Origin of the sequence: Microbacterium aurum, from assembly GCF_016907815.1 — a bacterium.
GTDB classification, from domain to species: Bacteria; Actinomycetota; Actinomycetes; order Actinomycetales; family Microbacteriaceae; genus Microbacterium; species Microbacterium aurum.
On sequence record NZ_JAFBCQ010000001.1, the window covers coordinates 763,461 to 785,101 of the forward strand.

A 21,641-nucleotide genomic window follows, 5' to 3' on the forward strand; every position below is an offset into this window, starting at 1 on the left:
CTCGCGAATCCGACCATTTGGAGCCACCTGTGGCCGAGCAGTCCCGTCTCGACAAAGTCATCGCCCTCGCCCGTCACCGCGGGTTCGTGTTCCAGGCCGGTGAGATCTACGGCGGGTCGCGCTCCGCGTGGGACTACGGCCCCCTCGGCACCGAGCTGAAGGAGAACATCCGCCGGCAGTGGTGGCAGACCTTCGTGCGCGGCCGCGGTGACATGGTGGGCCTGGACTCGTCGGTCATCCTCCCCAAGCGGGTGTGGGAGGCGTCGGGCCACGTCGCGACCTTCACTGACCCGCTCGTCGAGTGCCTCAGCTGCCACAAGCGCTTCCGCGCCGACAACCTGATCGACGATTTCGAGGCGCGCAAGGGCCGCGCCGCCGAGAACGGGCTCGCCGACATCCCCTGCCCGAACTGCGGCACGAAGGGGCAGTACACCGAGCCGAAGGCGTTCTCGGGTCTTGTGAAGACCTACCTCGGCGTCGTCGACGACGAGTCGGGCCTGCACTTCCTGCGCCCCGAGACGGCGCAGGGCATCTTCGTGAACTTCTCGAACGTGCTCACCGCGTCGCGCAAGAAGCCGCCGTTCGGCATCGGCCAGGTGGGCAAGGCGTTCCGCAACGAGATCACGCCCGGCAACTTCATCTTCCGCACGCGCGAGTTCGAGCAGATGGAGATCGAGTTCTTCACGCCCCCCGCCGAGGCGCAGCAGTGGTTCGAGCACTGGGTGCAGGCGTGCTGGGACTGGTTCATCGACCTCGGCATCGATCCCGAGAACATGCGCCAGTTCGACGTGCCCGAGGACGAGCGGGCGCACTACTCCGCCGGCACGATCGACTTCGAGTACCGCTTCGGCTTCCCGGGCAAGGAGTGGGGCGAGCTCATGGGCGTCGCCAACCGCACCGACTTCGACCTGTCCAGCCACATCGAGGCGTCCGGTCAGAAGCTGCAGTACTTCGACCAGGCGTCGGGCACGACATACGTTCCGTATGTCATCGAGCCGTCGTTCGGCCTCACCCGGTCGATGATGGCGTTCCTCGTCGACAGCTACCGCGAGGAGGAGGTGCCGAACGCGAAGGGCGGCACCGACACCCGCACGGTGCTGCGCCTGGACCCGCGCCTCGCGCCGGTGAAGGTCGCCGTGCTGCCGCTGTCGCGCAACGAGAACCTGTCGCCGCTGGCCCGCCGCGTCGCCGACGACCTGCGCGCGCAGGGCTGGAACGTCGACTTCGACGACGCCGGCGCGATCGGCCGCCGGTACCGCCGCCAGGACGAGATCGGCACGCCCTTCTGCGTCACCGTCGACTTCGATTCGCTCGAGGACGACGCTGTGACCGTCCGCGACCGCGACACGATGGCGCAGGAGCGCATCGGCCTGGACGGCCTCGTCGCGTACCTGGCCGAGCGGCTGCGCGGCGCCTGAGTCCCAGTCGTCCGCCCGGCTTCGGGCCGCCTCCTAGTCGAGGGCGAGAAGACTGGGATGCCGCGCCAGACCGTCGCGCCCATAGGTCGCGAACGTCGTCATGATGGCTGCCAGTGGGGCATGGGGGCCCTGCAGCAGGAGCGGGGCGGCGCTTTCGAACTGGCAGACCAGCGTCTGCGCAGACACTTCCGGGTAGATGGCGGTCATGGCCCCGAAATCGAAGGTGAGCCATTGGCCGCCGGCGTTGACCACCAGGCGCTGGTTGCTGACGAGCACGAGCCCGGTCTGCCACTCGCGCCACTGTTCGGCCGCGGCCGCGCGGGCGTTCGAGCGTGCGACACTGTTCGCGATACCGGTCACCGCCAGGGCGCCGATGACGAAGGCGGGCGGCCCGTAGGCAAAGCCTCCGCCGGTCGAGTAGTGGACGTCCTGACCGTAGTACCGCGCGTAGGTCATGGGGACGGCAGCGAAGAACAACTCCCGCGGCCGGGCGGGCACGTTCCACTGCTCCAGCGACTGCGGCACCTCGCTGCGCAGCAACGTGCGGCGGAGGGCCCGTGCGTTCTCCCACGCGTGCGACTGGGCGGCCTTCTCGCCCGCCTGCGCAAGTTCGGCCTTGCTGAAATGCCCTCGCCTCCGCCGCGCCTGTCGATACACGCCGACGCCCTGCACGACAGCGATGATGAGCAGGACGATCGGACCGACGAAACCGAGCACAGCGAGGCCGAGGCTGCCGACGGCTGCGTCCACACGCGCGGGCGCACTGCCCGCCAGCGCCTGGATGCCCCACGCACACGCGAGGTAGACGACCGGTGCGAGCAGGAGAGGAACGATCCATCGCAGCTGAGTCCGCACGCTGCGAATCTATCGGGGAATCGTGCCGGGTAGAGCGACTTCTCCACAGCGCGGGGCGCCGGCGCGGTGGACTGCCGGGGCTCAACCCTTCGCGGCGGCCTTCATCGCGCGCTTGTGCTCGCGCACCTTGGTGAGTGACTCGGGCGAGACGATGTCGGCGACCGAGCGGAACGACCCGTCCTCGCCGTAGGGGGCGGAGGCCTCGCGCCAGCCCGCGCCGCTGAAGCCATACTGCTTGCCCAGGAGCGCCAGGAAGATCTTCGCCTTCTGCTCGCCGAACCCCGGCAGCGCCTTCAGACGCTTCAGCACGGTCGGCCCGTCGGGCGCGGTGCCGTCGGCTGCGGGGCGGGTCCACAGCGCCGCGGCATCTCCGCCCCAGTCATCGACGAGCGCCCGGCACAACGACTGCACGCGTGCGGCCATCGACCCGGGGAAGCGATGCACGGCCGGGGTCTCCTTGAACACCGCGGTCAGGGCGTCGGGGTCGAAGGACGCCAACGCCGCGGCATCCAACGAGCCGGTGCGCTGCTGGATCTTCAGCGGTCCGGCGAAGGCGGTCTCCATCGCGATCTGCTGGTCGAGCAGCATCCCGATCAGGAGCGCCAGCGGGTCGTTCGTGAGCAGCTCGTCGGCGGCGGTGTCTCCGATGATGTGAAGGGCCATGCGACCAGTGTGGCAGGGCGAGGCAGCGAGGGTGGCCGTTCGACCGGCGTCTGGATCGGGGTCAGCCCAGGTGAGCCGTATTGTCGGCTGCAACCAGGGCTGAAAGAGCGAAGTAGCGCGGGTTCTTCACGAAGGCGGAGCCGCGACCTGACTTCTCGTGGACGATCGGTTTGCTTCGACGTGTCGTTAGCGGGGACTTCTTCTCCGACAGGAGGAAGACCTGGACTTGCGCGCCTGATGCCCATCCGTTTTTGAGCCCGTACCCCATGACTTTCGCGAGGCGCTTGTCGGCGGCAATCTCGGAACCCGAGAGGCGTTTCACTTCATCTGAGCTCCAGCGGGCTGGAACGATTCGTTCCTCGATTTGGGGGAAGTACGGTTCGATCTGTTTGCTCACGTAAAAGCCTATGTGAGTAACCTGGGCGATCGATCGGTCGTTGGCGCAGACGTATGCGGAGACGCGTTCGTACATCTCGATCGTCTTCTTCTCCACGGTTGCGGCGACAACAACGACGTCTCGAGCGGGCGCTACGGGGCGTTCGCTTGCGGTCGTGGACACGCTTTCGATGCCTTCGAGCCAAGACCTCGCCTCCGGATCAATCCACTCGACGAGGGACAGGAGCTTCTTTAGCTCGATGCCCGGGTCAAAGTCGAGGAGAGAGTCCTGATGCGCACATCGATTCCGTAAGTTGCGCATGTCGGTGACAGCCTTATGTACGGCTTCCCTGGTTCCCGGTGAGCCAGGAAACACATGTCGTAGATGCCTGCGCCAGAGCTCTTCGTTGGCGGGACGCTGCTCGAGAAGGTTCGTCCAGAAACCCAAAGTCAACTCAGAAATGATCGCATCAGGCGTCGCCACTTTCGTGGTCTCGTCCATTCGCCGCTCTGAGGCTTTCACGACGCTGTCGAGCGGCTGCTGCCACGGATAGTCGAGCGGATGGATGGTGGCGAGACGCTTCATCATCGAGTTTCGGAGCAGTACCTCGGTGTGATGGAAGCACTCGAAGAGGGCCGAAGCGACGCTGAGCGTTCCACTCATACAGGTCCCAAGCAAGCTCGTTGTCGCCGTCGCAGGCTGCTAAGAAGGGGGCGAACCTCGCAGGGGACACCCAATCGACCTTTTTTGCAGTCATCCGTGTTATTCTCCCTCTATCCCGCCTCTGTCATCCTAGATGGCACGCGGTCAGAGGGTCCGCGGTTGCCTATGCTCTTTACGAGTACGCATGGCGGGCCCTCCACTTTTTGCGACTTCGTGAAGGTTCAGGGGCCGGTCACTCTGGAGGACAGGTCCTTGTTCGGCCGTGAGGAAGTCAAGTGGACCGCTTCAACTTGCCGCGCCTTCACTGAATCTCATGGCGCGCTGGCGATATTTGCTAATGCGTCTCGCCTGGCTGGCCGTCATGACAACCGGAACCACTACATGGTTAGTCAACCTGCTGGTCCAGCAGCATCCCGATCAGGAGCGCCAGCGGGTCGTTCGTGAGCAGCTCGTCGGCGGCGTCATCGCCGGTGATGTGCAGGGCCATGGCATCCATGCTCCCACGCGCTCTCGCTGCAGCGGCGTCGCGAAAGCAGGGGGAACCGGTGATCATGCGGCGCCAGCCGGCCGAAAGGTGCGATTCGCCCTGCTTTCAGAACGCCGCCCGGCGGCGCCGTGGCCCGGCGGTGGGGGAGGATGAAGGGGTGTCCGACCGCGCCTCAGATCTCATCTCCCGTGCCCACGAGGCACACGTCGTCGTCGCCGGCGGCGGTGTCGCGGGGCTCGTGGCGGCGCTGGAGTGCGCGAAGGTCGGCATCCGCGTCACGGTGATCGAAGCGTCCGATCGGCTGGGCGGCAGCATCCGCACCGAGGAGATCGACGGACTCGCCGTCGATCTCGTCGCCGACGGATTCGCGCTGGGCGCGCCCGCCCTCGACACGCTGATCGACGAACTGGGGCTGCGCGACGCCGTCGAGCCGGCCGCCGGCGACGCGATCGCGGTCGCCGTCGGCTCACCGGATGCGCTGCGGGTCGCGCGCCTCCCGGTGGGACTCGCCGGCATCCCGGCGAACCCGTGGAGCGACGACGCGCGACGGATTATCGGATGGCGCGGCGCGTGGCGGGCCTACCTCGACCGCCTCCGCCCCCCGCTGACGATCGGCCGGGAGCAGAGCCTCGGCGCCCTCGTGCGGACGCGGATGGGAGTGCGCGTGCGCGACCGTCTCGTCGCGCCGCTCGCGTTCGGCCGGTTCGGTGTCGACGTCGACGACGTGGACGCCGACCTCGCCGTCCCCGGGCTCAGCACCGCCCTCACCCGCGCGGGGTCGCTCGCCGGCGCGATCTCCCAGCTCCTCCCCGACGGTCCGGCGCCTTCCCGCGCCACGTTGCGCGGCGGGATGGGACGTCTCGTCGATGCGCTCGCCGGGCGCCTGGCGGATCTCGAGGTCGAGATCCGCACGGGTGCGCGCGTCGCCGGGCTCCACCGGGACGACGTGGGGTGGACCGTTCGCATCGAGAACGCGGCCCCGGATGCCGCGGCCAGCGCCCCGGACGCCGATTCCGTCGCCCAGGCGTCAGATCCCGATGCCACCGGCGCCCCGGATCCCGACGCGACACCGAGCGGGCAGGTCATCGCCGACGTCGTGATCATCGCGACCGACGGCGACGCCGCAGCATCCCTCCTCGCTTCCGCCGGCATCTCCGTCGCGGCGCCCGCATCGCCACAGCGCGACGTCGTCACCCTGATCGTCGACGCTCCCGTCGCGACTGCCACCGCCACCGCCGTCGCCCCGACGTCCTCCGCTCCATCCAACGCATCCCCCGCCACCGCGTCCGTCGCCCCCGCGACCGTGTACGCCACCCCGGCGATCGCGTCCGCGGCATCCGGGATCCGCGCCGCCGCCGTCGACGACGCCACCGCGTCGTGGCCGCACCTCGCCGCCGCGGCGGGACCCCGCCGCATCCTGCGCGTCCAGCTCGAGGCCCCCACCGACCCATCGCGACCGGGCCCCTTCCCGCCGAGTGCGCCCGCTGCGGACGGTGCACAACGGGCGCACTCGGCGACAACGGGCGCACTCGCGAACACCACCAGCCCCAGCCCCAGCCCCGCGCGACCCGAGCTCGTGGCGCAGGCGCGGCGCGCCGCGTCCGCGCTGCTCGGTACCGAGGTGGGGGAGCCGCGGGCGGCGGCGCATCGGCGGGTGGTGCTCGCGCCCCCGGCATCCGTCATCGGCCACGCCGAGCGGACGGCGGCGGCACGCGCCGCGATCGCCGGACGCGAGGGCCTCGTGGCCGTCGGCGCGTGGCTCGCCGGCGGCGGAATCGCCCCCATCGTCGCCGACACCCTCGACGAGGTCGAGAAGGTGCGCGCGCGCATTCTGTTCGGCCGCGAGTAGCAGACCGGCGTCCTCGGGGATAGCACAGCCCGTCGGCTCTGGCCAGCCCCCGACCTGGCGGATGCCGGGATCGGCATATGGGGCTACCCTGGTCTCACGAAGCACCACGGGTCGAACGTGAGGAGACGCCATGAGAGGCAAGATCGGAATCGTCGTGGGCCTGGCCGCAGGGTACGTCCTCGGTTCTCGTGCCGGGCGTGAGCGCTACGAGCAGATCAAGTCGAGCTTCCTGAAAATGTGGAACACGCCGCCGGTGCAGAAGCAGGTCGACAAGGCGAAGGAGCTCGGCACGTCCGCGGCCCTCGCCCTGCCGAGCGCCCTGTGGGACGGCGCGGTCAAGGTGACGAAGGCGGCGGGCAAGGGCAGCACGCCCGGTCAGAAGCTCGACTCCGCGATCAAGGCCGGCAAGGCCTCCGCCGACGACGTCGCCCGCGGGGCGGAGAAGAGCGTCGCCGAGGTCAAGAAGGCGGCGGACAAGGCCGTCGCCGAGGCCAAGAAGGCCACGGACGACTGAGATGAGCACTCCCCGCGGCTTCCGTGACCGCTCGGACGACAGCCTGCTGACCCTTGTCGGCGAGGTGCCCGAGCTCGTCCGCAATCTCGTCGTGGCCGAGATCGACTCGGCGAAGAAGTGGGCCAAGAAGACGGGTAAGGATGCCGGGATGGGCGGCGCCTGGTTCCTCGTCGCCCTGTTCTTCCTGTTCTGGTCGATTCCCGCGCTCGGCGCGTTCACGATCATCGGGCTCAGCTCATGGATGCCGGCGTGGCTCGCGAGCCTCATCGTCTTCGTGCTCGGCATCGTGCTCGTGGCGATCTTCGCCGTGCTGGGGCTGCTGCGGTTCAAGCGGCTCAGCCGCTCCGAGAACCCTGCGAAGGCCATCAAGGTCGACGCCCGCATCGTGAAGGAAGTGGCCGATGAGTTCTGACCTGCCCGTCCCCCGCACCGCGGTCGCGCTCGGCATCACCGACCCCGTGGAGCGTGCCCGCGCCGAGCTGAAGGCGGCGCTGGCCGCCATCGAAGAGAAGGCGAACGTCCCGAAGCGGGTCGCGAAGGCGACCGACCGCACGGTCGCGACGGCCCGCTCCTTCGCCCGCCGCAACCCCACGGGCGCGACGGCCGCCGTTGTCGTCGCCGCAGCCCTGGTCGGCGTGGCGGTGTGGGGCATCGTCCGGCTCTACACCCGCTGACCGGCCCACACCCGCACCGCACGGGCGACGGATGCCGCGGCATCCGCCGGTGTCCCCCGTCCGCGGAGCCGGGGGTATGCTCGGATCCAGGCAGTGGCAATGACGCGCACGCTGCCGGCACCGCCTTGCCGAACAGCACGGAATCCCGATTCCGGAGCGGGTGGCGCCGGACGCGCGATCCCGTGTGTCCCGACTGAGCACCGAGAGTCGACCATGAACCGAGACCTGCATGCCGAGGCGGCCAAGCCCCTCAAGGGCTGGCGTGTGCTCGTTCCGCGCGGCGGCCCCTGGGGCGATTCCGTGGCGGCGACCCTGCGCGCCCAGGGCGCCGTGCCGGTGATCGCCCCGCTCATCAACTTCGCCCCCTCGACCGATCAGGCCACCCTTGAGGCGGCCCTGGCCGATCTCGCCGCGGGTGCCTTCGACTGGGTGACGCTGACGAGCGCCACCACCGTGGACGTGCTCTACGCCTATCGCGCCGTCATCCCGGCCTCCACCCGCGTCGCGGCCGTCGGCGAGACCACCGCTGCCGCGCTCACCGCCGTCGGCTACCGCGTCGACCTCGTGCCGGAGGAGGACAACTCCGCCGCCGGTATGGCCGCGCAGATGATCGAGCTCGAGCCGCAGCCCCGCCGCATCCTGACCCTGCGCAGCGAGATCGCCAAGCCGGTGCTGACGCGGCGGCTCACCGGAGCCGGCCACGACGTCCGCAGCGTCGTGGCCTACCGCACGGTGGGGGTCCCCGTCACCGAGCGCATCGCGCACGATGTCGCCAGCGGCCGGATCAACGCGATCCTCGTCACGAGCGGATCGGTCGCCGAGCAGGTGCACCTGCAGTTCCCCGAGATTCCCGAGGCGACGGTCGTCGCGGCGATCGGTCCGCGCACCGCGAAGGATGCCCGCAAGGTGGGTCTCGGGGTCAGCGCCGTCGCGCGGGAGCAGACGATCGGGGGTCTCATCGCTGCGGTGTCGCGTTTTCCGCTGCCGCACGCCGCCGACGAGTTCGCGGTCTGAGCGGATCGTTGCGGCTCTGTGAGCATTCGCGCATCGTGACGCTGGCAGACTGATCGCATGGTGACGCTGCTGCTCGACTCGACGCAGCTCGAGGTCGTGCTCTCACCCATCGAGCGGACGCTCTCGCGCCGCACGACGAGCGTGCGGATCGCGCGGGAGCACATCGTCAAAGTGCAGCTCACCGACGATGCCTGGACGTGGCTGCGCGGGGTGCCGAATCCGGGAACCCTCATCCGCGGCACCATCGCCATGGGGACGTGGCGCTCGGCCGGCGGCGCGGATTTCGTCATCGTCCGGCGCCGTCACCCCGCCGTCGTGATCGACCTGGACGGGGATGCCGAGTTCTCGCGCGTCGTGCTCACGACGCGCCACGGGCGGGATCTCGTGCAGGCGCTGCGGCTCGAGGCGGACGATGCGCCGCTGGAGGTCACCGAGATCGCCGCGTCGGCGCGCTGAACGTCAGCTGACGTCGCGGCGCCAGCTGACGGCGTAGCCGATCACCAGCAGCACCACGGCGTACCCGAGCAGAACGAGTCCGCCCGCCCACCAGTGCAGGCCGACCGCCGCGGTCTCGCCACCGAGGCTCGAGTAGATGCTCGCGCCGACGAGGGCGTCGGATGCGGCGCCCGGCAGGTACTCCGTGATGCCGGAGACCCCCTCCACGAACCCGCCGACGGTGCGCAGGATGGGCTCGATGAACTGCGTGAAGGCGAGCACGCCGACGACGGCCGCGACCTGATTGCGCACCAGGGTGCCGACGGCGATGCCGACGAGCGCCCACAGCACGAACGCGATCACCATCCGGCCGATCATCGCCCACGTCTCCGCGGACCCGAGGGCCGTGTCGATGCCGAACACGGCGAGGAGCCCACCGCCCAGGCCGACCGTCGCGACGAGCGCGACGACGGCGTACAGCAGCCCCATGAGGATGCCGGCGACCACCTTTCCGCCGAGCGCGATCCCGCGCCGCGGTGTGGCGAGGAAGGTCGGGGTCAGGGTCTTGTGCCGGAACTCGTTCGTCACGAGCAGAGTGCCGATCAGGAGTGGGAAGACGTAGCCGACAGCCGTGGCGAGGCTGTAGATCACCGGGGGCAGCATCTCGGTGGGGAGGGCGGGGCCGCTCACCGCGTCGCCGCCCAGGGCGCCCGTGGCGAGGGCTCCGAACGTCGCCGCGAGGCCGCCGGCCGTGCTGCCGACGTACACGAGCAGCACGAGGCCGAGGACCCACCAGATCGCGGTGGTGAACTGCTTGGTCAGTTCCGAGCGCGATGCGTTCACGAGGCTCATCGCTGGTCGCCTTCCTCTGCCGGGGCGGGTTGCTGCTGTGTCGGAGTGTGCACGCGGGTGCCGTTGACGAGGTCGAGGAAGACCTCCTCCAGCGCCGGACCGCGACGCTGCAGGTTCGACAAGGCGACCCCCGCTGCGGCGGCGACGGCCCCCAGCGCGGCCGGCTCGGCACCGCGCACCGTGAAACCGGTGCGCACCGGCTCGTAGGCGATGCCCGCGGCATCCAGCGCCTGGGCCAGCGCTGCGCGGTCGGGAGAGTCGACGATCGTCGCGTAGTCGTCGGCGACCGTGAGACCGGCGATGTCGCCTTCGTAGACGAGGCGGCCGCGGGAGATGATCAGCAGCGCGTCGACCGTCTGCTGCACCTCGGCGAGCATGTGGGAGGAGACGAGCACCGTGCGGCCCTCGCGGGCGAGCTGCCCGAGGAATCCGCGGAGCCACTTGATGCCCTCCGGGTCGAGACCGTTGGCGGGCTCGTCGAGGACGAGCACGCCGGGGTCGCCGAGCAGGGTGTATGCCAGGCCCAGCCGCTGGCGCATGCCGAGCGAGAACCCGCCGACCTTCCGCCCGGCGGCGTCGGCGAGGCCGACAAGGCCCAGCACCTCGTCGATGCGGGCGGTCGGCAGGCCCGCCGCCTGCGCGTACACCTTGAGGTGGTTCGCCGCGGTGCGCCCGGGGTGGAAGCTCGACGCCTCGAGCGCGGCGCCGACCGTCTGCAGGGGCCGGTCGAGCTCGGCGTAGCGCTTGCCGCCGATCGTCGCGCTCCCACTGGTCGCGGACACGAGTCCCAGCAGGATCCGCAGCGACGTCGTCTTGCCGGCGCCGTTGGGCCCCAAGAAGCCGGTGACGCGGCCCGGTTCGACCCGGGCAGTGAGGCCGTCGACGGCGGCGACGGGTCCGAATCGCTTGATGACGTCGGTGAACTCGAGGACGTGTCCCTCGGGTGTGGCGGGCATCGGCGGCCTCTCATCGTGGGGGTCGTTGCCTCCATCCTGTCGCATGCCGCCGCCGGCGCCCGGAGGCCGCGCCCGGGTGAGGTGTTCCCGCGGGTAACGTTGCGAGCGTGACCGACACCGTCGAACCCACCGTGATGGCGCGCACCGAGCGCGCCATCGGACATCTGACGCTCAACCGTCCCCGCGCCATCAACGCGCTCGACCTCGACATGATCGAGCAGCTCTCGGCGGCGCTCGACCGATGGGAGAGCGACCCGGACGTGGAGCTCGTCCTCCTGGACGGCGCCGGTGATCGCGGACTGTGCGCCGGTGGGGACGTGCGCGGCCTCCGCGAGCAGATCGTCTCGGGGCGCACCGACGACGTCGCCGTGTTCTTCCGCGCCGAGTACGCGCTGAACGCGCGCATCGCCGAGTATCCGAAGCCCATCGTCGCGATCGCCGACGGGGTCACGATGGGCGGCGGCGTCGGTCTGGCCGGTCACGCAGCCGTCCGCGTCGTCACCGAGCGCTCCCGGCTGGCCATGCCCGAGACCCGCATCGGCTTCACGCCCGACGTGGGCGGGTCGTGGCTGCTCGCGCACGCCCCGGGCCGGATCGGCGAGTACCTCGCCCTCACCGGCGAGACGATGGATGCCGCCGACGCGATCTACGCCGGATTCGCCGACGCGCTCGTGCCGAGCGAGCGACTCGACGACCTCCGTCACGCGCTCGTCGACCGCGCCGACCCCGCGACGCCCGCGGAACTCGTGCTCCTCCTGGATGAGACGCCGGGGCCGTCTCGGCTCCGGGCGGCGCGGCCGTGGATCGATGATGCGTTCGCTGCGGACACCGTCACCGAGATCATCGCGCGCCTGCGCGCGCACGGCGAGCCGGCGGCATCCGACACCGCCGACCTGCTCGAGCAGCTCGCGCCCACCGCGCTCACCGTGACCCTCGCCGCCGTCCGCCGCGCCCGGAAGCTGCCGGATCTGCGGACGGCGCTCGCACAGGAGTACGGCCTCGTGCTGTGGTTCGCGCACACGCAGCCCGATCTCGTGGAGGGCATTCGCGCCCAGCTCGTCGACAAGACCCGTGACCCGCGCTGGCAGCCCGCGGCGCTCGCCGACGTCGCCGCCGACCTCGGCGCCGAGGCTCTGGAATGGGTGCCGCGCGAACCGCTGTGGCCGGCCCACTGACCGCGCCCGCCGGGCGCAACTGGGCGCGCGTGGTCGTGATGGTCTTCTCGACGCTGTCGATCGCGTCGTCCTTCGTCGCGTGGTGGGCGCAGGGCCAGGAGATCACGCTGCAGAGCACCTTCCTGTCGCTGAGCCTGGACATCCTGATCCTGCTCGCCGTGTCGAGCCAGAGCGCCGCCGCGTACGCGCGGCGCGGCGAGAAGCGCTGAGGTCGCCCGTGTTCGACAGTCCCCTCTCCGCGTCGGCCTACGAGGTGCTCGGTGTGGCGCCGGATGCTGCGGACGACGACCTCCGCAAGGCGTACCGCCTGCGGCTGCGCCAGACCCACCCCGACACCGGGGGCGACGCCGCCGCGTTCGTGCAGGTGCAGCGGGCGTGGGAGCTCGTCGCGACGCCCGAGGCCCGCGCCGCCTACGATCGCGGGCACGGCTTCGGCGGGACCGGCTATGCGCCCGCGGGCGCGGCGGGCGGAGCCGAGGGCGCCGGCGGGGGTGGCGCGGACGGGGGCTGGCGGCCGCGGACCCGGTCGGCCGACACCCGACCGCGGGCGCGGTCGTTCGGGCAGCCGGGCGGCTGGCGCCGCGAGCGGTACCTCACGCTCATGCGGGAATGGGCGGGGCGGGGGACCGAGCTCGCCGATCCGTACGATCCGGCGCTCGTGCGCACGGCGCCGCGCGAGCTGCGGCGCCTCCTCGCCGACGCGCTCGCCGAGGAGACCACGGCGCGCATCGTCGGCGACCTCGGCATGGGGTACACCGTCTGGCACGACGTGGCCGCCGATCCGCGGGACGCCGACCTCAAGCTCGACCACATCGTGCTCGGCCCGAGCGGGCTGTATGCCCTGCGCAGCGAGGACTTCGGCGGACCGGTGCGGGTGCGCCGAGGTGATCTCATCGGCGACGGCGTGACCGGGGCGCCGGTCGCCGAGGTCGTCGCCGCCGCGCGGGCGGTCGCACGGGCGGCGCGCGTGAAGTTCAGCGGGGCGATCGTCGTGCTGCCCGACGATGACGTCGTCACCGCGATCGACGAGATCGGTCGCGTCCGGGGACTGGCCGTCGCGATCGTGGCCCGCTCGGCGCTGTCCACGGTGCTGCGACGCGGACTCACCGGCGCCCGCGACATCGGCGGCAACGAGCTCTTCGACATCCGCACCCGCCTGCAGCAGGTCGTCCGGTTCGTCTGACGCGCCCGCTCCCCGAGGTTGCCGGTTCGTCCCCGAGGTCGCCGGTTCGTCCCCGAGGCCGCCGGGTGGCGACCTCGCGCGAGAGCTGGCGACCTCGCGTGTGAAGTGGCGACCTCACGCGCCCGAACCGGGCGCCGTAGGGTGATGCTGTGGACCCGGCATCCTGGACCTTCGTGATCCTGGCGCTCGCGATCGTCGCGTTCGTCAGCGGCAGGGTGCCCCTCGCGATCGTCTCGATCGGGGTCGCGCTGGCGCTCTGGGCGACCGGGGTGCTGACGCTCGGCGAGGCGTTCAGCGGGTTCGGCGACCCGACGGTGCTCTTCATCGCGTCGCTGTTCGTCGTGAGTGAGGCGCTGGATGCCACCGGCGTGACCGCGTGGCTGGGGCATCAGGTGGTCGCGCGTGCCGGGCGCGGCCGGGGCCGCTTGACCCTCATCGTCGGGATGCTGGCGGCGGGGCTGTCCGCGTTCATCTCCATCAACGGCGCCGTCGCGGCGCTGCTGCCCGTCGTCGTGGTCGTCGCGGTGCGCGCGGGGCTCGTGCCCTCGAAGATGCTGATCCCGCTGGCGTTCGCCGCGAGCGCCGGGTCGCTGCTGACCCTGACCGGCACGCCCGTGAACATCGTCGTCTCCGAAGCGGCCGCGGCGGCGGGCGGCCGCGAGTTCGGGTTCTTCGAGTTCGCTCTCGCCGGTGTCCCTCTCGTGCTGCTGACGGTCGCGGTCGTCGTGCTCGGCGGTGGGCGACTGCTACCCGACCGCACCCCCGAGCACCTCGGCGACCTCGCCCCCGATCCCCGCGCGCACGCGCAACTGCTGCGCTCCAGCTACGCCGTCGACCTCGACACCGGCGCGCTGTTCACCGCCGACGAGGGCGTCGCCGAAGTGCTGGTCGCGCCGCGGTCGCGGCTGATCGGGCGGACGGTGTACGCCGGGATGACGACCCGCGACGAGAGCCTCGTCATCCTGGCGGTGCGCCGCGGTGAGGACGAGGGGCCCAACGCGTCGCGCGGCACCGGGGTCGCCGGAAGCCTCCAGCTGCAGGCCGGTGACGCCGTGCTCGTGCAGGGCCCCTGGGCGGCGCTCACCCGCTACACCCAGTCGCCCGACGTCATCGCGGTGACGCCGCCGCAGGCGCTGCAGCGCGCCGTCCCGCTCGGGCGCGGCGCGAAGCGCGCTCTGGTCGTCCTCGGCGTCATGGTCGTGCTGCTCGCGACCGGGCTCGTGCCGGCGGCGGTGGCCGGGCTGCTCGCCGCCGGAGCCCTCGTGCTCACCCGCGTGCTGACGATCCCGCAGACCTACCGGTCGATCTCGTGGACCACGGTCATCCTCATCGCCGGCATGATCCCGCTGTCGGCGGCCTTCATCGCCACCGGGGCGGCCGACAGCGTCGCCGACTTCGTGCTCGGCATCATCGGCTCCGCATCCCCGCATCTGGCGCTGCTCGTGCTGTGCGTGCTGACGATGGTGCTCGGCCAGTTCATCTCCAACGTCGCGACGGTGCTCGTCGTGACGCCGATCGCCGTCGCCATCGCGCAGACGCTCGAGCTCAGCATCCAGCCGTTCATGATGGCGCTCACCGTCGCCGGCGCCGCCGCGTTCCTCACCCCGGTGGCGACGCCCGCGAACCTCATGGTGCTCCAGCCCGGCGGGTACCGGTTCGGCGACTACTGGAAGCTGGGCCTGCCGCTCATGGTCGTCTACCTCGCCGTCGCGGTGCTCTACGTCCCGCTGGTCTGGCCGTTCTGAGCGCTGGCCGTTCTGAGCGCCGGCGCCGCGTCAGTCGACCAGGCCGAACAGCTCCAACGGGTGGGTGAGGCGCCACCACGGGTCGGGATCGGGGATGTCGGCGGTGAGGTGCAGGCCGGTGGTCGTCGCGTTCAGCGGGCCCTTGACGCGCACCTCGCCGACCGCGTCGTTCGCGGCGCGCGCGTCGCCCAGCGCGATGCTGGTGGTCACCGTGCCGCTCGCGCCGTTCCACAGGATGACCCAGGCATCGGCATCCGTCACGATGTTCACGGTGGCGCCCCACTTCGTCGTCACGACGCCCGTGAGCGACCCCGCGGGGACGACCTGCGGGGCGGCCGCCTCGGCGGCGACGTCGTTCAGCAGCCGTGCCGTCTCGCCGTCGCGCGCCTCGTCGGTCGGCTGGCCGAGCACGGCCGCGTACACGCGCACCGGGGTGTCGGCGATCGTGACCTCTTTGGCGGCCAGCAGGTTGTACGCGCCGTCGAGCGTTCCGGTCTTCAGACCGACGACGGCCGGATCGGTGAGCAGGTCGTTGGTGTTCGTGACCAGGCCCGCGCCGGGCAGCTCCACCGACGGCGTCCGGACGATCTCGGCGACGACGGGGTTCGCCAGCGCGAGACGCGCGAGCGTGATGAGCGAGGCGGGGTCGGCGGCGTTCGCGGGGTCGATCCCCGTCGGCTCGACGAGCGTGATGCCCGGCAGGTTGTGCCGCGTGAGCCACGCGCGGGCGGCGGCGGCGAAGACGCGGTCGTTCGGCCACACCGTGCTCGCCAGCCGGTCGGTGTAGTTGCCGGCCGAGCCGATGAGGATGCCCTGCAGCATCTGGTATTCCGTCAGGGACCCGCCGACGGGCACGTTCAGCGCCGACTCGTCGTTGTCGAGGTAGCTGTAGTACGTCGTGCGATCGCGAGCGGTGAACGTGTACGACGGCCCCTGCTCGCCGACCGCGAGGGGCAGCTCGTCGAGGATCATCAGCACCGTCACCAGCTTCGAGATGCTCGCGATGGGTGCCGTCTCGGCGCCGGATGCCGCGGTCGTGCTGATCCCGGCGACACCCACCGCCGCTGATCCTTCGGTCGGCCACGTGAGGGCGGATGCCGGGGCGCCGAGGTCCTGCAGGGCGATCTCGCGCACCTCGGGGGCGACGGCGTGCAGCGGCCAGAGCAGCGTCGTCGCCGCGTACGCGCCAGCGGCGCCGAGCACCGCCAGCAGCGGGACGATGACGCCGGCGCGCAGCGGCGACCGGCGGGGGCGGCGCGCGAGAAGGTCGGGCGCGACGACGGCGTACGGGTGCTGGGTGCCGGCGAGGTCGCCCGGCGCGGGCAGCGCCGTCACGGTGTCGTCGTCGAGCCACGCGAGCGCCCGCCGACCCTCCCGGTTGCTCACAATGACGGGGGAGGTCTCCGGGGCTGGTTCGGCATCGCCCGGCGGGTGCGCGCCGGCATCCTGCTGCGGCACGGGTCCCGTCGAGCGGCCCTGCTCGCGGAGTGCGCGGCGCGACTGCGGAGGCGCGTCGGACGTGGTCACCCGCCCAAACTACCCGGTCCACGGCTATACTCGACGCCACAACCACGGGAGTCCGGTGAGCCGGGCTGAGAGGAAGCGATCCACGCTTCGACCGTCGAACCTGATCCGGATCATGCCGGCGCAGGGAGGAGAGAACATGCACGCGTCTGCGTCCCCGTCCCCCGTCCGCTCTCACGATGCGTCGGCGGATGCCGTCTCGCGCGCCGACCGCTACCGCTGGCGCGTCGTCGATATCGTCGTCGCGAGCGTCATCGCGGTCGCCTGCGCCGCCGTCTTCCTGCTCTGGAACGTCGGCTACGAGGGGCCGTCGGCGATCCTGAAGCCGCTGCTGCCGGGCCTGCAGGGGCTGCTCGCCGGACCGTGGCTCATCGCGGGGGTGCTCGGCGGGCTCATCATCCGCAAGCCCGGCGCCGCGATCTACACCGAGACCGTCGCCGCGGTGATCTCCGCCCTCGTCGGCAACCAGTGGGGCGGACCGCTCACGATCGTGTCGGGACTCGTGCAGGGCCTCGGCGCCGAGATCGTGTTCCTGGTGTTCCTCTACGGGGTGTGGCGCCTGCCGGTCGCGATGCTCGCCGGCGCCGGCGCCGGCCTCGCGTGCGGCATCAACGACCGTATCCTCTGGTACCCCGGCGCCGACACGCTGTTCACGACGGTGTACATCTCCGCGACGACCGTCTCCGGCGCGGTGATCGCGGGCCTCGGCGGGTGGCTAATCGCCCGCGCGCTGGCCCGCACCGGTGCCCTCAGCCGCTTCGCCGCCGGGCGCGAAGCGGGCGTGCGCGTCTAGCGTGGCGTCCGACGGGCGCCCCGCGACGCCGGATGCCGCCGCCCGCCCCGCCGGCATCGTCGCGCGCGGCTGGGGCTGGCGGTACGCGACCCGGCACGCCTGGGCGGTGCAGGGCGTCGACCTCCGGATCGAACCGGGGGAGCGGGTGCTGCTGCTGGGCGCTTCGGGCGCGGGCAAGTCGACGTTCCTGCAGGGGATCGCGGGCGTGCTCGGCGGTGCCGACGAGGGCGAGGCGCAGGGCGAACTGCTCGTCGACGGCATGCCCGCGGCGTCCGTGCGCGGCCGTGCCGGCATGGTCCTGCAGGACCCCGACAGCCAGACGATTCTGGCGCGGGTGGGCGACGACGTCGCGTTCGGTTGCGAGAACCTCGGCGTGCCGCGCGCGCAGATCTGGCCGCGCGTGCGCGCGGCGCTCGATGCCGTCGGACTCGACGTGCCGCTGGACCGGCCGACGGCGGCGCTGTCGGGGGGTCAGAAGCAGCGTCTCGCGCTCGCCGGTGTCGTCGCGATGGCGCCCGGGGTCATGCTGCTCGACGAGCCGACGGCGAACCTCGACCCGGCCGGCGTCATCGAGGTGCAGGCGGCGGTCGGCCGGGTACTCGCCGCGACGGGGTCGACCCTCGTCGTGATCGAGCATCGGGTCGACGTGTGGCTGCCCCTGGTGGACCGGGTGATCGTGCTCGGCTCGCCCGCAGGCGGGGGCGGGATCCTCGCAGACGGGTCTCCCGCCGCCGTGCTGCGCGACCGGGCGGGCGAGCTGACCGCGGCGGACGTGTGGGTCCCCGGCATCCGCCCCGCCGCCCCACCTCCGCCGACGGCGGCTGCGGGCGAGGTGCTGCTGAGGGCCGAGCGGCTCGTCGTGGGGCGGGATGCCGGGACGCCCGCGGCCGGCCCGCTCGATCTCGGACTGCGGGCGGGGGAGATCGTCGGCATCGTCGGGCCGAACGGCGCCGGCAAGTCGACACTGGGCCTCACGCTCGCCGGGCTGCTGCCGTCCGTCGGCGGCACGGTGCGCGCCGCCGAGTCTCTCGCGGCGGGCGCCGAGGTGCGCCGTGAGGGGCGTCGCGCGCGTCGCGTGCGGGCTGGTGGGGGTAGTCGGGGTGGGCGGGGTGGCCGTGGTCGGAGCGGGCGCGCGGCGACATCCGACCCGCGCGATCCGTTCACCTGGACCTCACGATCGCTGCTCACCCGGATCGGCACGGTGTTCCAGGAACCCGAGCACCAGCTCCTCGCGCACACGGTGCGTGGTGAGCTCGAGGTGGGGCCGCGGGAACTGGGCATCGCGGAGTCGGAGATCGCCGCGCGGGTCGACGAGCTGCTGGAGCGGCTGCGGCTCGGGCCGCTGGCCGCCGCCAACCCGTACACGCTGTCGGGCGGCGAGAAGCGACGGCTCACGGTCGCGGCCGCCCTCGCGACGCGGCCGCCGGTGCTCGTGCTCGACGAGCCGACGTTCGGGCAGGATGCCCGCACCTGGGCCGAACTCGTCGCGATCATCGCGGCGCTGCGCGACGGCGCGGACGGCAGCGCGCCGCTGGGGATCGCGGCGATCACGCACGACGAGCAGCTGCTCGAGGCGCTTGGCGCGCGTCGGTTCGCGCTCGGCGGCGCGGGCGAGTTCCCCGAGGGTGCCGCGTGAGTCCCGCCGACGGACGCGGGGCCGTCGCGCGTCTGAACCCGGTGGCGAAGTTCGCCGCCGCGCTGCTGATCGCCCTCCCGCTCGTCGTCACGGTCGATGCCGTGTCCGCGGGCGTCGCGCTGCTGCTGGAGCTGCCGCTGGTGTTGTCCGCGGGGCTCGCCTGGCGGACGTTCTGGCTGCGGACGCTGCCGCTGTGGATCGGTGCCCCCGCGACGGCGCTCACGATCGCCCTGTATGGCGAGCAGAGCGGCGACGTGCTGTTCGAGTGGCTGTTCGTGCGGGTGAGCGAGGGGTCGCTCGCGCTGGCGCTCGCGGCGTTCCTGCGTGTGCTGGCGATCGGTCTGCCGGCGGTCGTCCTGTTCGTCACGGTCGATCCGACCGATCTCGCCGACGGCCTCGCGCAGATCGTGCGACTCCCGGCGCGCTTCGTCCTCGGCGCGCTCGCCGGCATGCGGATGCTGGGCCTTCTCGCCGATGACTGGCGTGCGCTGTCGCTCGCGCGCCGCGCCCGCGGTGTGGCCGACAGCGGTCGGGTGCGACGCGCGCTGGGGACGGCGTTCGCGCTGTTCGTCCTCGCGATCCGGCGCGGCTCGGCGCTGGCGACGGCGATGGAGGCGCGCGCCTTCGGTGCTCCCGTGCGCCGCACGTGGGCGCGGGAGTCCCGACTCGGCCCCGGCGATGTGCTGCTCATGCTCGTGGGGCTCGCCATCTCACTGATCGCGCTCGCCGTCTCGATCGCCGTCGGAGCGTTCAACCCGATCTTCGGCCCGAGGTGACCCGGGCGCGGGTTCCGGCGGCGCGGTTCCCGACATCTCCCGCCCACGCCTGCCTCCGCCCGCCCGCGCGCGGGCCCGGGTCAGCGGGCGTCGAGGAGCTTCACGAGCCGGCGGGGTGCGCTCGCGCGGTACGAGGCATCCAGCAGTTCGGCGATCTCGTACCAGTCGGTGTCGTCGTCGAGGTCGATCGCGAGCCAGCCGTGCGGCCACAGGTAGGAGGGCTCCCAGATGCGCGGGTCCTGGCGCAGCGCCGGCTCGTCGGCGGGATCGGGGTGGAAGAGGACCGCCTGGTCGTGTCGGTCGCCGACCTCGCCGCGGGGCGATCCGCCGTAGAACGCGAAGGTCTTGACGGTGAAGAAGGTCGGCCTGCCGTGGGTGATCTTCTCGGCCGCCTCCGGGAGCGCCAGCGCGATGGCCCGTACGCGCGCGAGCACCGGGTCGGCGTCGTCGAACATGAGCGGATGCGTCATGGCCCGATTCTGCCGCGCCGGTCCGCGTCCGGCGAGGGGTGCCGTGGTCGGCTGCCCGCGTTCGCCGCGTCGCTTTCCCTCCGGTGATCGAGTGCCCGCGCTGGTCGCGTCGCTTCCCACCGGTGATCGAGTGCCCGCGTTCGCCGCGTCGCCCGGCCGCCGGTGATCGAGTGCCCGCGAGGGACGAGCGGGCGTATCGAGATCAGCCCGACTCTTCCCTCGGGCCTTATGCGGCGGGTTGGTAGGTGAATCGTCGTTGGGCGGCGGGTCGTGGTGTGCGGGTGGGATCGATGGTGGGGGGTGGGAGGAGCCAGACGTGTGCGTTGATGCCGGGGCCGTCGATGTGAATGTCCCAGCCTTGGTCGTGGATGCGGTGGTGGCAGGAGTCGCAGAGGAGGGCGCCGTTGGTGAGGTCGGTGGTGCCGCCGTGGGTCCACCAGGTGACGTGGTGGACTTTGGATCTGCCGGGTGGGGCTCCGCATCCGATGCATCCGCCGTCGCGCTCGGTGATGGCGCGTTTTTGGGCGGTGGTGAAGAGGCGTTTCTCGCGGCCCCAGTCGAGGATCTCGCTGTCGGTGCCCATGACCCAGGGGATGATGCCGCCGGAGGCGGCCATCCGGCGGGCGGTGCCGATGCAGATGGGCTGGTCGATGCCGTCGATGGTGGCGGTGCCGGTGCCGGTGCGGAGGTCGTCGAGGGTGCAGCGGACGATGACGGTCGCGCCGGGGAGGGGCTGGTCGGTGCGGTCGCATCCGGTGTAGTGCTCGCAGACGGTGATGAGCGCTTCGGCGAGCATGACGGGGATGGGGCGGGGTGGGAGTCCGTTGCCGCGGGTGGCGGCGTCGCGTTCGCGGCCGAGTTCGGCGGTGACCATCGCTTCTAGCAGGGTGAGGACGGGGGCGCCGCGGGCGGGGTCGAGTTTCGCGTTGAGGATAATCATCCCGGACCGGTCGTTGCGGACGGTCACCGCCGTAAGCGCCCGCAGTTCTTCTTCTTTGGGTTCGAGGCCCTCGGGGTCCAGGTGTGCTTCGGCGTGCAGCAGGATCTTCTGCAGCGCGTGCAGTTCCAGGCCGATCGCCTGGCCGGTGAGGGCGCGTTCGGCGTCATCGATCGCGGCAGGCGTCACCCGGTGGGGGAGGGCGTCCAGCATCCGGATGATCATCGACGCCGCGTCCCGCCCGAGGGTCCCGGAAGCGACGGCCGCCGCGATGTGCGGGTGCCGTGCCGGCGCGGGTGCCCCGGCCGGTGTCGCCTGGGGTGCGGTGGCGTCACCGACCTCGACGAGTTTGGCGGCTTCGGCGGTGGAGGTGCCGAGGGTGGTGGCGAGCATGACGGTCGCGTTGCGGTGCCCGTGCCGTTTGGCGAGGGACTCCGCACCCAGTTCCGGGCGGGACTGCCGGGCGACCTCGGTGGCGACCTGCGCGGCCGCAGCATCCAGGAGTCGCCGGGCCGTGCCGACCAACTCCGTCAGCGACGCCAGCCGTCCCGGTTCGCACCCCGCCAGGCTGCCGTCGGGCCACGCGTCACCGAGCGCGGTGACCGCTTCGGCGAGGGTGGCGACGGGGCTGCTCATACCCCCAATC

General features: G+C 71.8%; 22 protein-coding genes, 1 pseudogene and 1 riboswitch. Of the genes and pseudogenes, 14 read left to right on the plus strand and 9 right to left on the minus strand.

Going from position 1 to position 21,641, the window contains the following annotated elements; all coding sequences use genetic code 11:
• The first annotated feature begins 29 nt into the window (after positions 1-29).
• The gene (locus tag JOD60_RS03850; protein ID WP_076688722.1) at positions 30-1,418 is read left to right on the plus strand and encodes a glycine--tRNA ligase; all 1,389 of its coding nucleotides are present in this window, start codon (positions 30-32) and stop codon (positions 1,416-1,418) included.
• A 33-nt stretch (positions 1,419-1,451) separates the two neighbouring features.
• On the opposite strand, the gene JOD60_RS03855 is transcribed toward JOD60_RS03850, so the two are convergent.
• The 4 genes and pseudogenes from JOD60_RS03855 to JOD60_RS03870 all read right to left on the minus strand — a co-directional run.
• Positions 1,452-2,273 (minus strand): hypothetical protein, encoded by an 822-nt coding sequence (locus JOD60_RS03855; protein ID WP_076688724.1) that lies wholly within the window; start codon positions 2,271-2,273, stop codon positions 1,452-1,454.
• A gap of 81 nt (positions 2,274-2,354) precedes the next feature.
• Positions 2,355-2,936, minus strand: a complete 582-nt coding sequence (locus JOD60_RS03860) for an HhH-GPD-type base excision DNA repair protein (RefSeq protein WP_076688726.1) — start codon at positions 2,934-2,936, stop codon at positions 2,355-2,357.
• Between the two features lie 61 nt (positions 2,937-2,997).
• Complete coding sequence (locus tag JOD60_RS03865; protein ID WP_084201877.1) at positions 2,998-3,975, minus strand: hypothetical protein; 978 nt, start codon at positions 3,973-3,975, stop codon at positions 2,998-3,000.
• 391 nt (positions 3,976-4,366) lie between these two features.
• Positions 4,367-4,462 (minus strand): annotated as a pseudogene (locus JOD60_RS03870) (HhH-GPD-type base excision DNA repair protein); the annotation flags it as partial.
• Between the two features lie 157 nt (positions 4,463-4,619).
• Here JOD60_RS03870 and JOD60_RS03875 point away from each other — a divergent pair.
• The 6 genes from JOD60_RS03875 (at position 4,620) to JOD60_RS03900 (ending at position 8,969) form a co-directional block, all read left to right on the plus strand.
• Positions 4,620-6,311 (plus strand): protoporphyrinogen/coproporphyrinogen oxidase, encoded by a 1,692-nt coding sequence (locus JOD60_RS03875; protein WP_076688728.1) that lies wholly within the window; start codon positions 4,620-4,622, stop codon positions 6,309-6,311.
• Positions 6,312-6,441: 130 nt separating this feature from the next.
• Positions 6,442-6,825: a hypothetical protein gene (locus tag JOD60_RS03880; RefSeq protein ID WP_076688730.1), complete on the plus strand. Its 384-nt coding sequence runs from the start codon at positions 6,442-6,444 to the stop codon at positions 6,823-6,825.
• Between the two features lies 1 nt (position 6,826).
• Entirely contained in the window at positions 6,827-7,237 is a 411-nt protein-coding gene (locus JOD60_RS03885) for a phage holin family protein (RefSeq protein WP_076688732.1), read from the plus strand.
• Positions 7,227-7,499, plus strand: coding sequence for a hypothetical protein (locus JOD60_RS03890; protein WP_076688734.1), 273 nt, complete (start codon positions 7,227-7,229; stop codon positions 7,497-7,499). The genes JOD60_RS03885 and JOD60_RS03890 overlap by 11 nt, the downstream gene beginning before the upstream one ends.
• Before the next feature lie 213 nt (positions 7,500-7,712).
• Positions 7,713-8,513 carry a uroporphyrinogen-III synthase gene (locus JOD60_RS03895; protein WP_076688736.1) on the plus strand — a complete coding sequence of 267 codons (801 nt, stop codon included), beginning with the start codon at positions 7,713-7,715 and terminating at the stop codon, positions 8,511-8,513.
• A 57-nt stretch (positions 8,514-8,570) separates the two neighbouring features.
• Positions 8,571-8,969: a hypothetical protein gene (locus tag JOD60_RS03900; RefSeq protein WP_076688738.1), complete on the plus strand. Its 399-nt coding sequence runs from the start codon at positions 8,571-8,573 to the stop codon at positions 8,967-8,969.
• Positions 8,970-8,972: 3 nt separating this feature from the next.
• On the opposite strand, the gene JOD60_RS03905 is transcribed toward JOD60_RS03900, so the two are convergent.
• Both JOD60_RS03905 and JOD60_RS03910 read right to left on the minus strand, forming a co-directional pair.
• Positions 8,973-9,800 (minus strand): ABC-2 transporter permease, encoded by an 828-nt coding sequence (locus JOD60_RS03905; protein WP_076688741.1) that lies wholly within the window; start codon positions 9,798-9,800, stop codon positions 8,973-8,975.
• A complete protein-coding gene (locus tag JOD60_RS03910; RefSeq protein ID WP_084201878.1) occupies positions 9,797-10,756 on the minus strand; it encodes an ATP-binding cassette domain-containing protein in 960 nt (319 codons plus the stop codon). The genes JOD60_RS03905 and JOD60_RS03910 overlap by 4 nt, the downstream gene beginning before the upstream one ends.
• A gap of 107 nt (positions 10,757-10,863) precedes the next feature.
• Between JOD60_RS03910 and JOD60_RS03915 the strand changes: the two genes are divergently transcribed.
• From JOD60_RS03915 to JOD60_RS03930, 4 genes are all read left to right on the plus strand, one after another.
• Entirely contained in the window at positions 10,864-11,931 is a 1,068-nt protein-coding gene (locus tag JOD60_RS03915) for an enoyl-CoA hydratase/isomerase family protein (protein WP_076688743.1), read from the plus strand.
• Positions 11,895-12,140, plus strand: coding sequence for a hypothetical protein (locus JOD60_RS03920; protein ID WP_198159110.1), 246 nt, complete (start codon positions 11,895-11,897; stop codon positions 12,138-12,140). The genes JOD60_RS03915 and JOD60_RS03920 overlap by 37 nt, the downstream gene beginning before the upstream one ends.
• Positions 12,141-12,148: 8 nt before the next feature.
• Complete coding sequence (locus tag JOD60_RS03925) at positions 12,149-13,114, plus strand: J domain-containing protein (RefSeq protein ID WP_076688745.1); 966 nt, start codon at positions 12,149-12,151, stop codon at positions 13,112-13,114.
• A 149-nt stretch (positions 13,115-13,263) separates the two neighbouring features.
• Positions 13,264-14,859, plus strand: coding sequence for an SLC13 family permease (locus JOD60_RS03930; protein WP_076688747.1), 1,596 nt, complete (start codon positions 13,264-13,266; stop codon positions 14,857-14,859).
• Between the two features lie 30 nt (positions 14,860-14,889).
• Here JOD60_RS03930 and JOD60_RS17125 read toward each other — a convergent pair whose 3' ends face one another.
• A complete protein-coding gene (locus JOD60_RS17125) occupies positions 14,890-16,386 on the minus strand; it encodes a D-alanyl-D-alanine carboxypeptidase family protein (protein WP_232321683.1) in 1,497 nt (498 codons plus the stop codon).
• A gap of 34 nt (positions 16,387-16,420) precedes the next feature.
• A riboswitch (TPP riboswitch) is annotated at positions 16,421-16,530 on the plus strand.
• Here JOD60_RS17125 and JOD60_RS03940 point away from each other — a divergent pair.
• The 3 genes from JOD60_RS03940 (at position 16,523) to JOD60_RS03950 (ending at position 19,588) form a co-directional block, all read left to right on the plus strand.
• Positions 16,523-17,176: an ECF transporter S component gene (locus JOD60_RS03940; RefSeq protein WP_076688749.1), complete on the plus strand. Its 654-nt coding sequence runs from the start codon at positions 16,523-16,525 to the stop codon at positions 17,174-17,176. (Overlaps the previous riboswitch by 8 nt.)
• A gap of 1 nt (position 17,177) precedes the next feature.
• Complete coding sequence (locus JOD60_RS03945) at positions 17,178-18,812, plus strand: ABC transporter ATP-binding protein (protein ID WP_198159111.1); 1,635 nt, start codon at positions 17,178-17,180, stop codon at positions 18,810-18,812.
• Positions 18,809-19,588: an energy-coupling factor transporter transmembrane component T family protein gene (locus tag JOD60_RS03950; protein WP_076688751.1), complete on the plus strand. Its 780-nt coding sequence runs from the start codon at positions 18,809-18,811 to the stop codon at positions 19,586-19,588. The genes JOD60_RS03945 and JOD60_RS03950 overlap by 4 nt, the downstream gene beginning before the upstream one ends.
• An 80-nt stretch (positions 19,589-19,668) precedes the next feature.
• On the opposite strand, the gene JOD60_RS03955 is transcribed toward JOD60_RS03950, so the two are convergent.
• Both JOD60_RS03955 and JOD60_RS03960 read right to left on the minus strand, forming a co-directional pair.
• On the minus strand, positions 19,669-20,058 hold the full coding sequence (locus JOD60_RS03955; protein WP_076688753.1) for an MmcQ/YjbR family DNA-binding protein: 390 nt from the start codon (positions 20,056-20,058) through the stop codon (positions 19,669-19,671).
• A 226-nt stretch (positions 20,059-20,284) separates the two neighbouring features.
• Positions 20,285-21,631 (minus strand): HNH endonuclease, encoded by a 1,347-nt coding sequence (locus JOD60_RS03960; protein ID WP_076688755.1) that lies wholly within the window; start codon positions 21,629-21,631, stop codon positions 20,285-20,287.
• Positions 21,632-21,641: the final 10 nt, after the last annotated feature.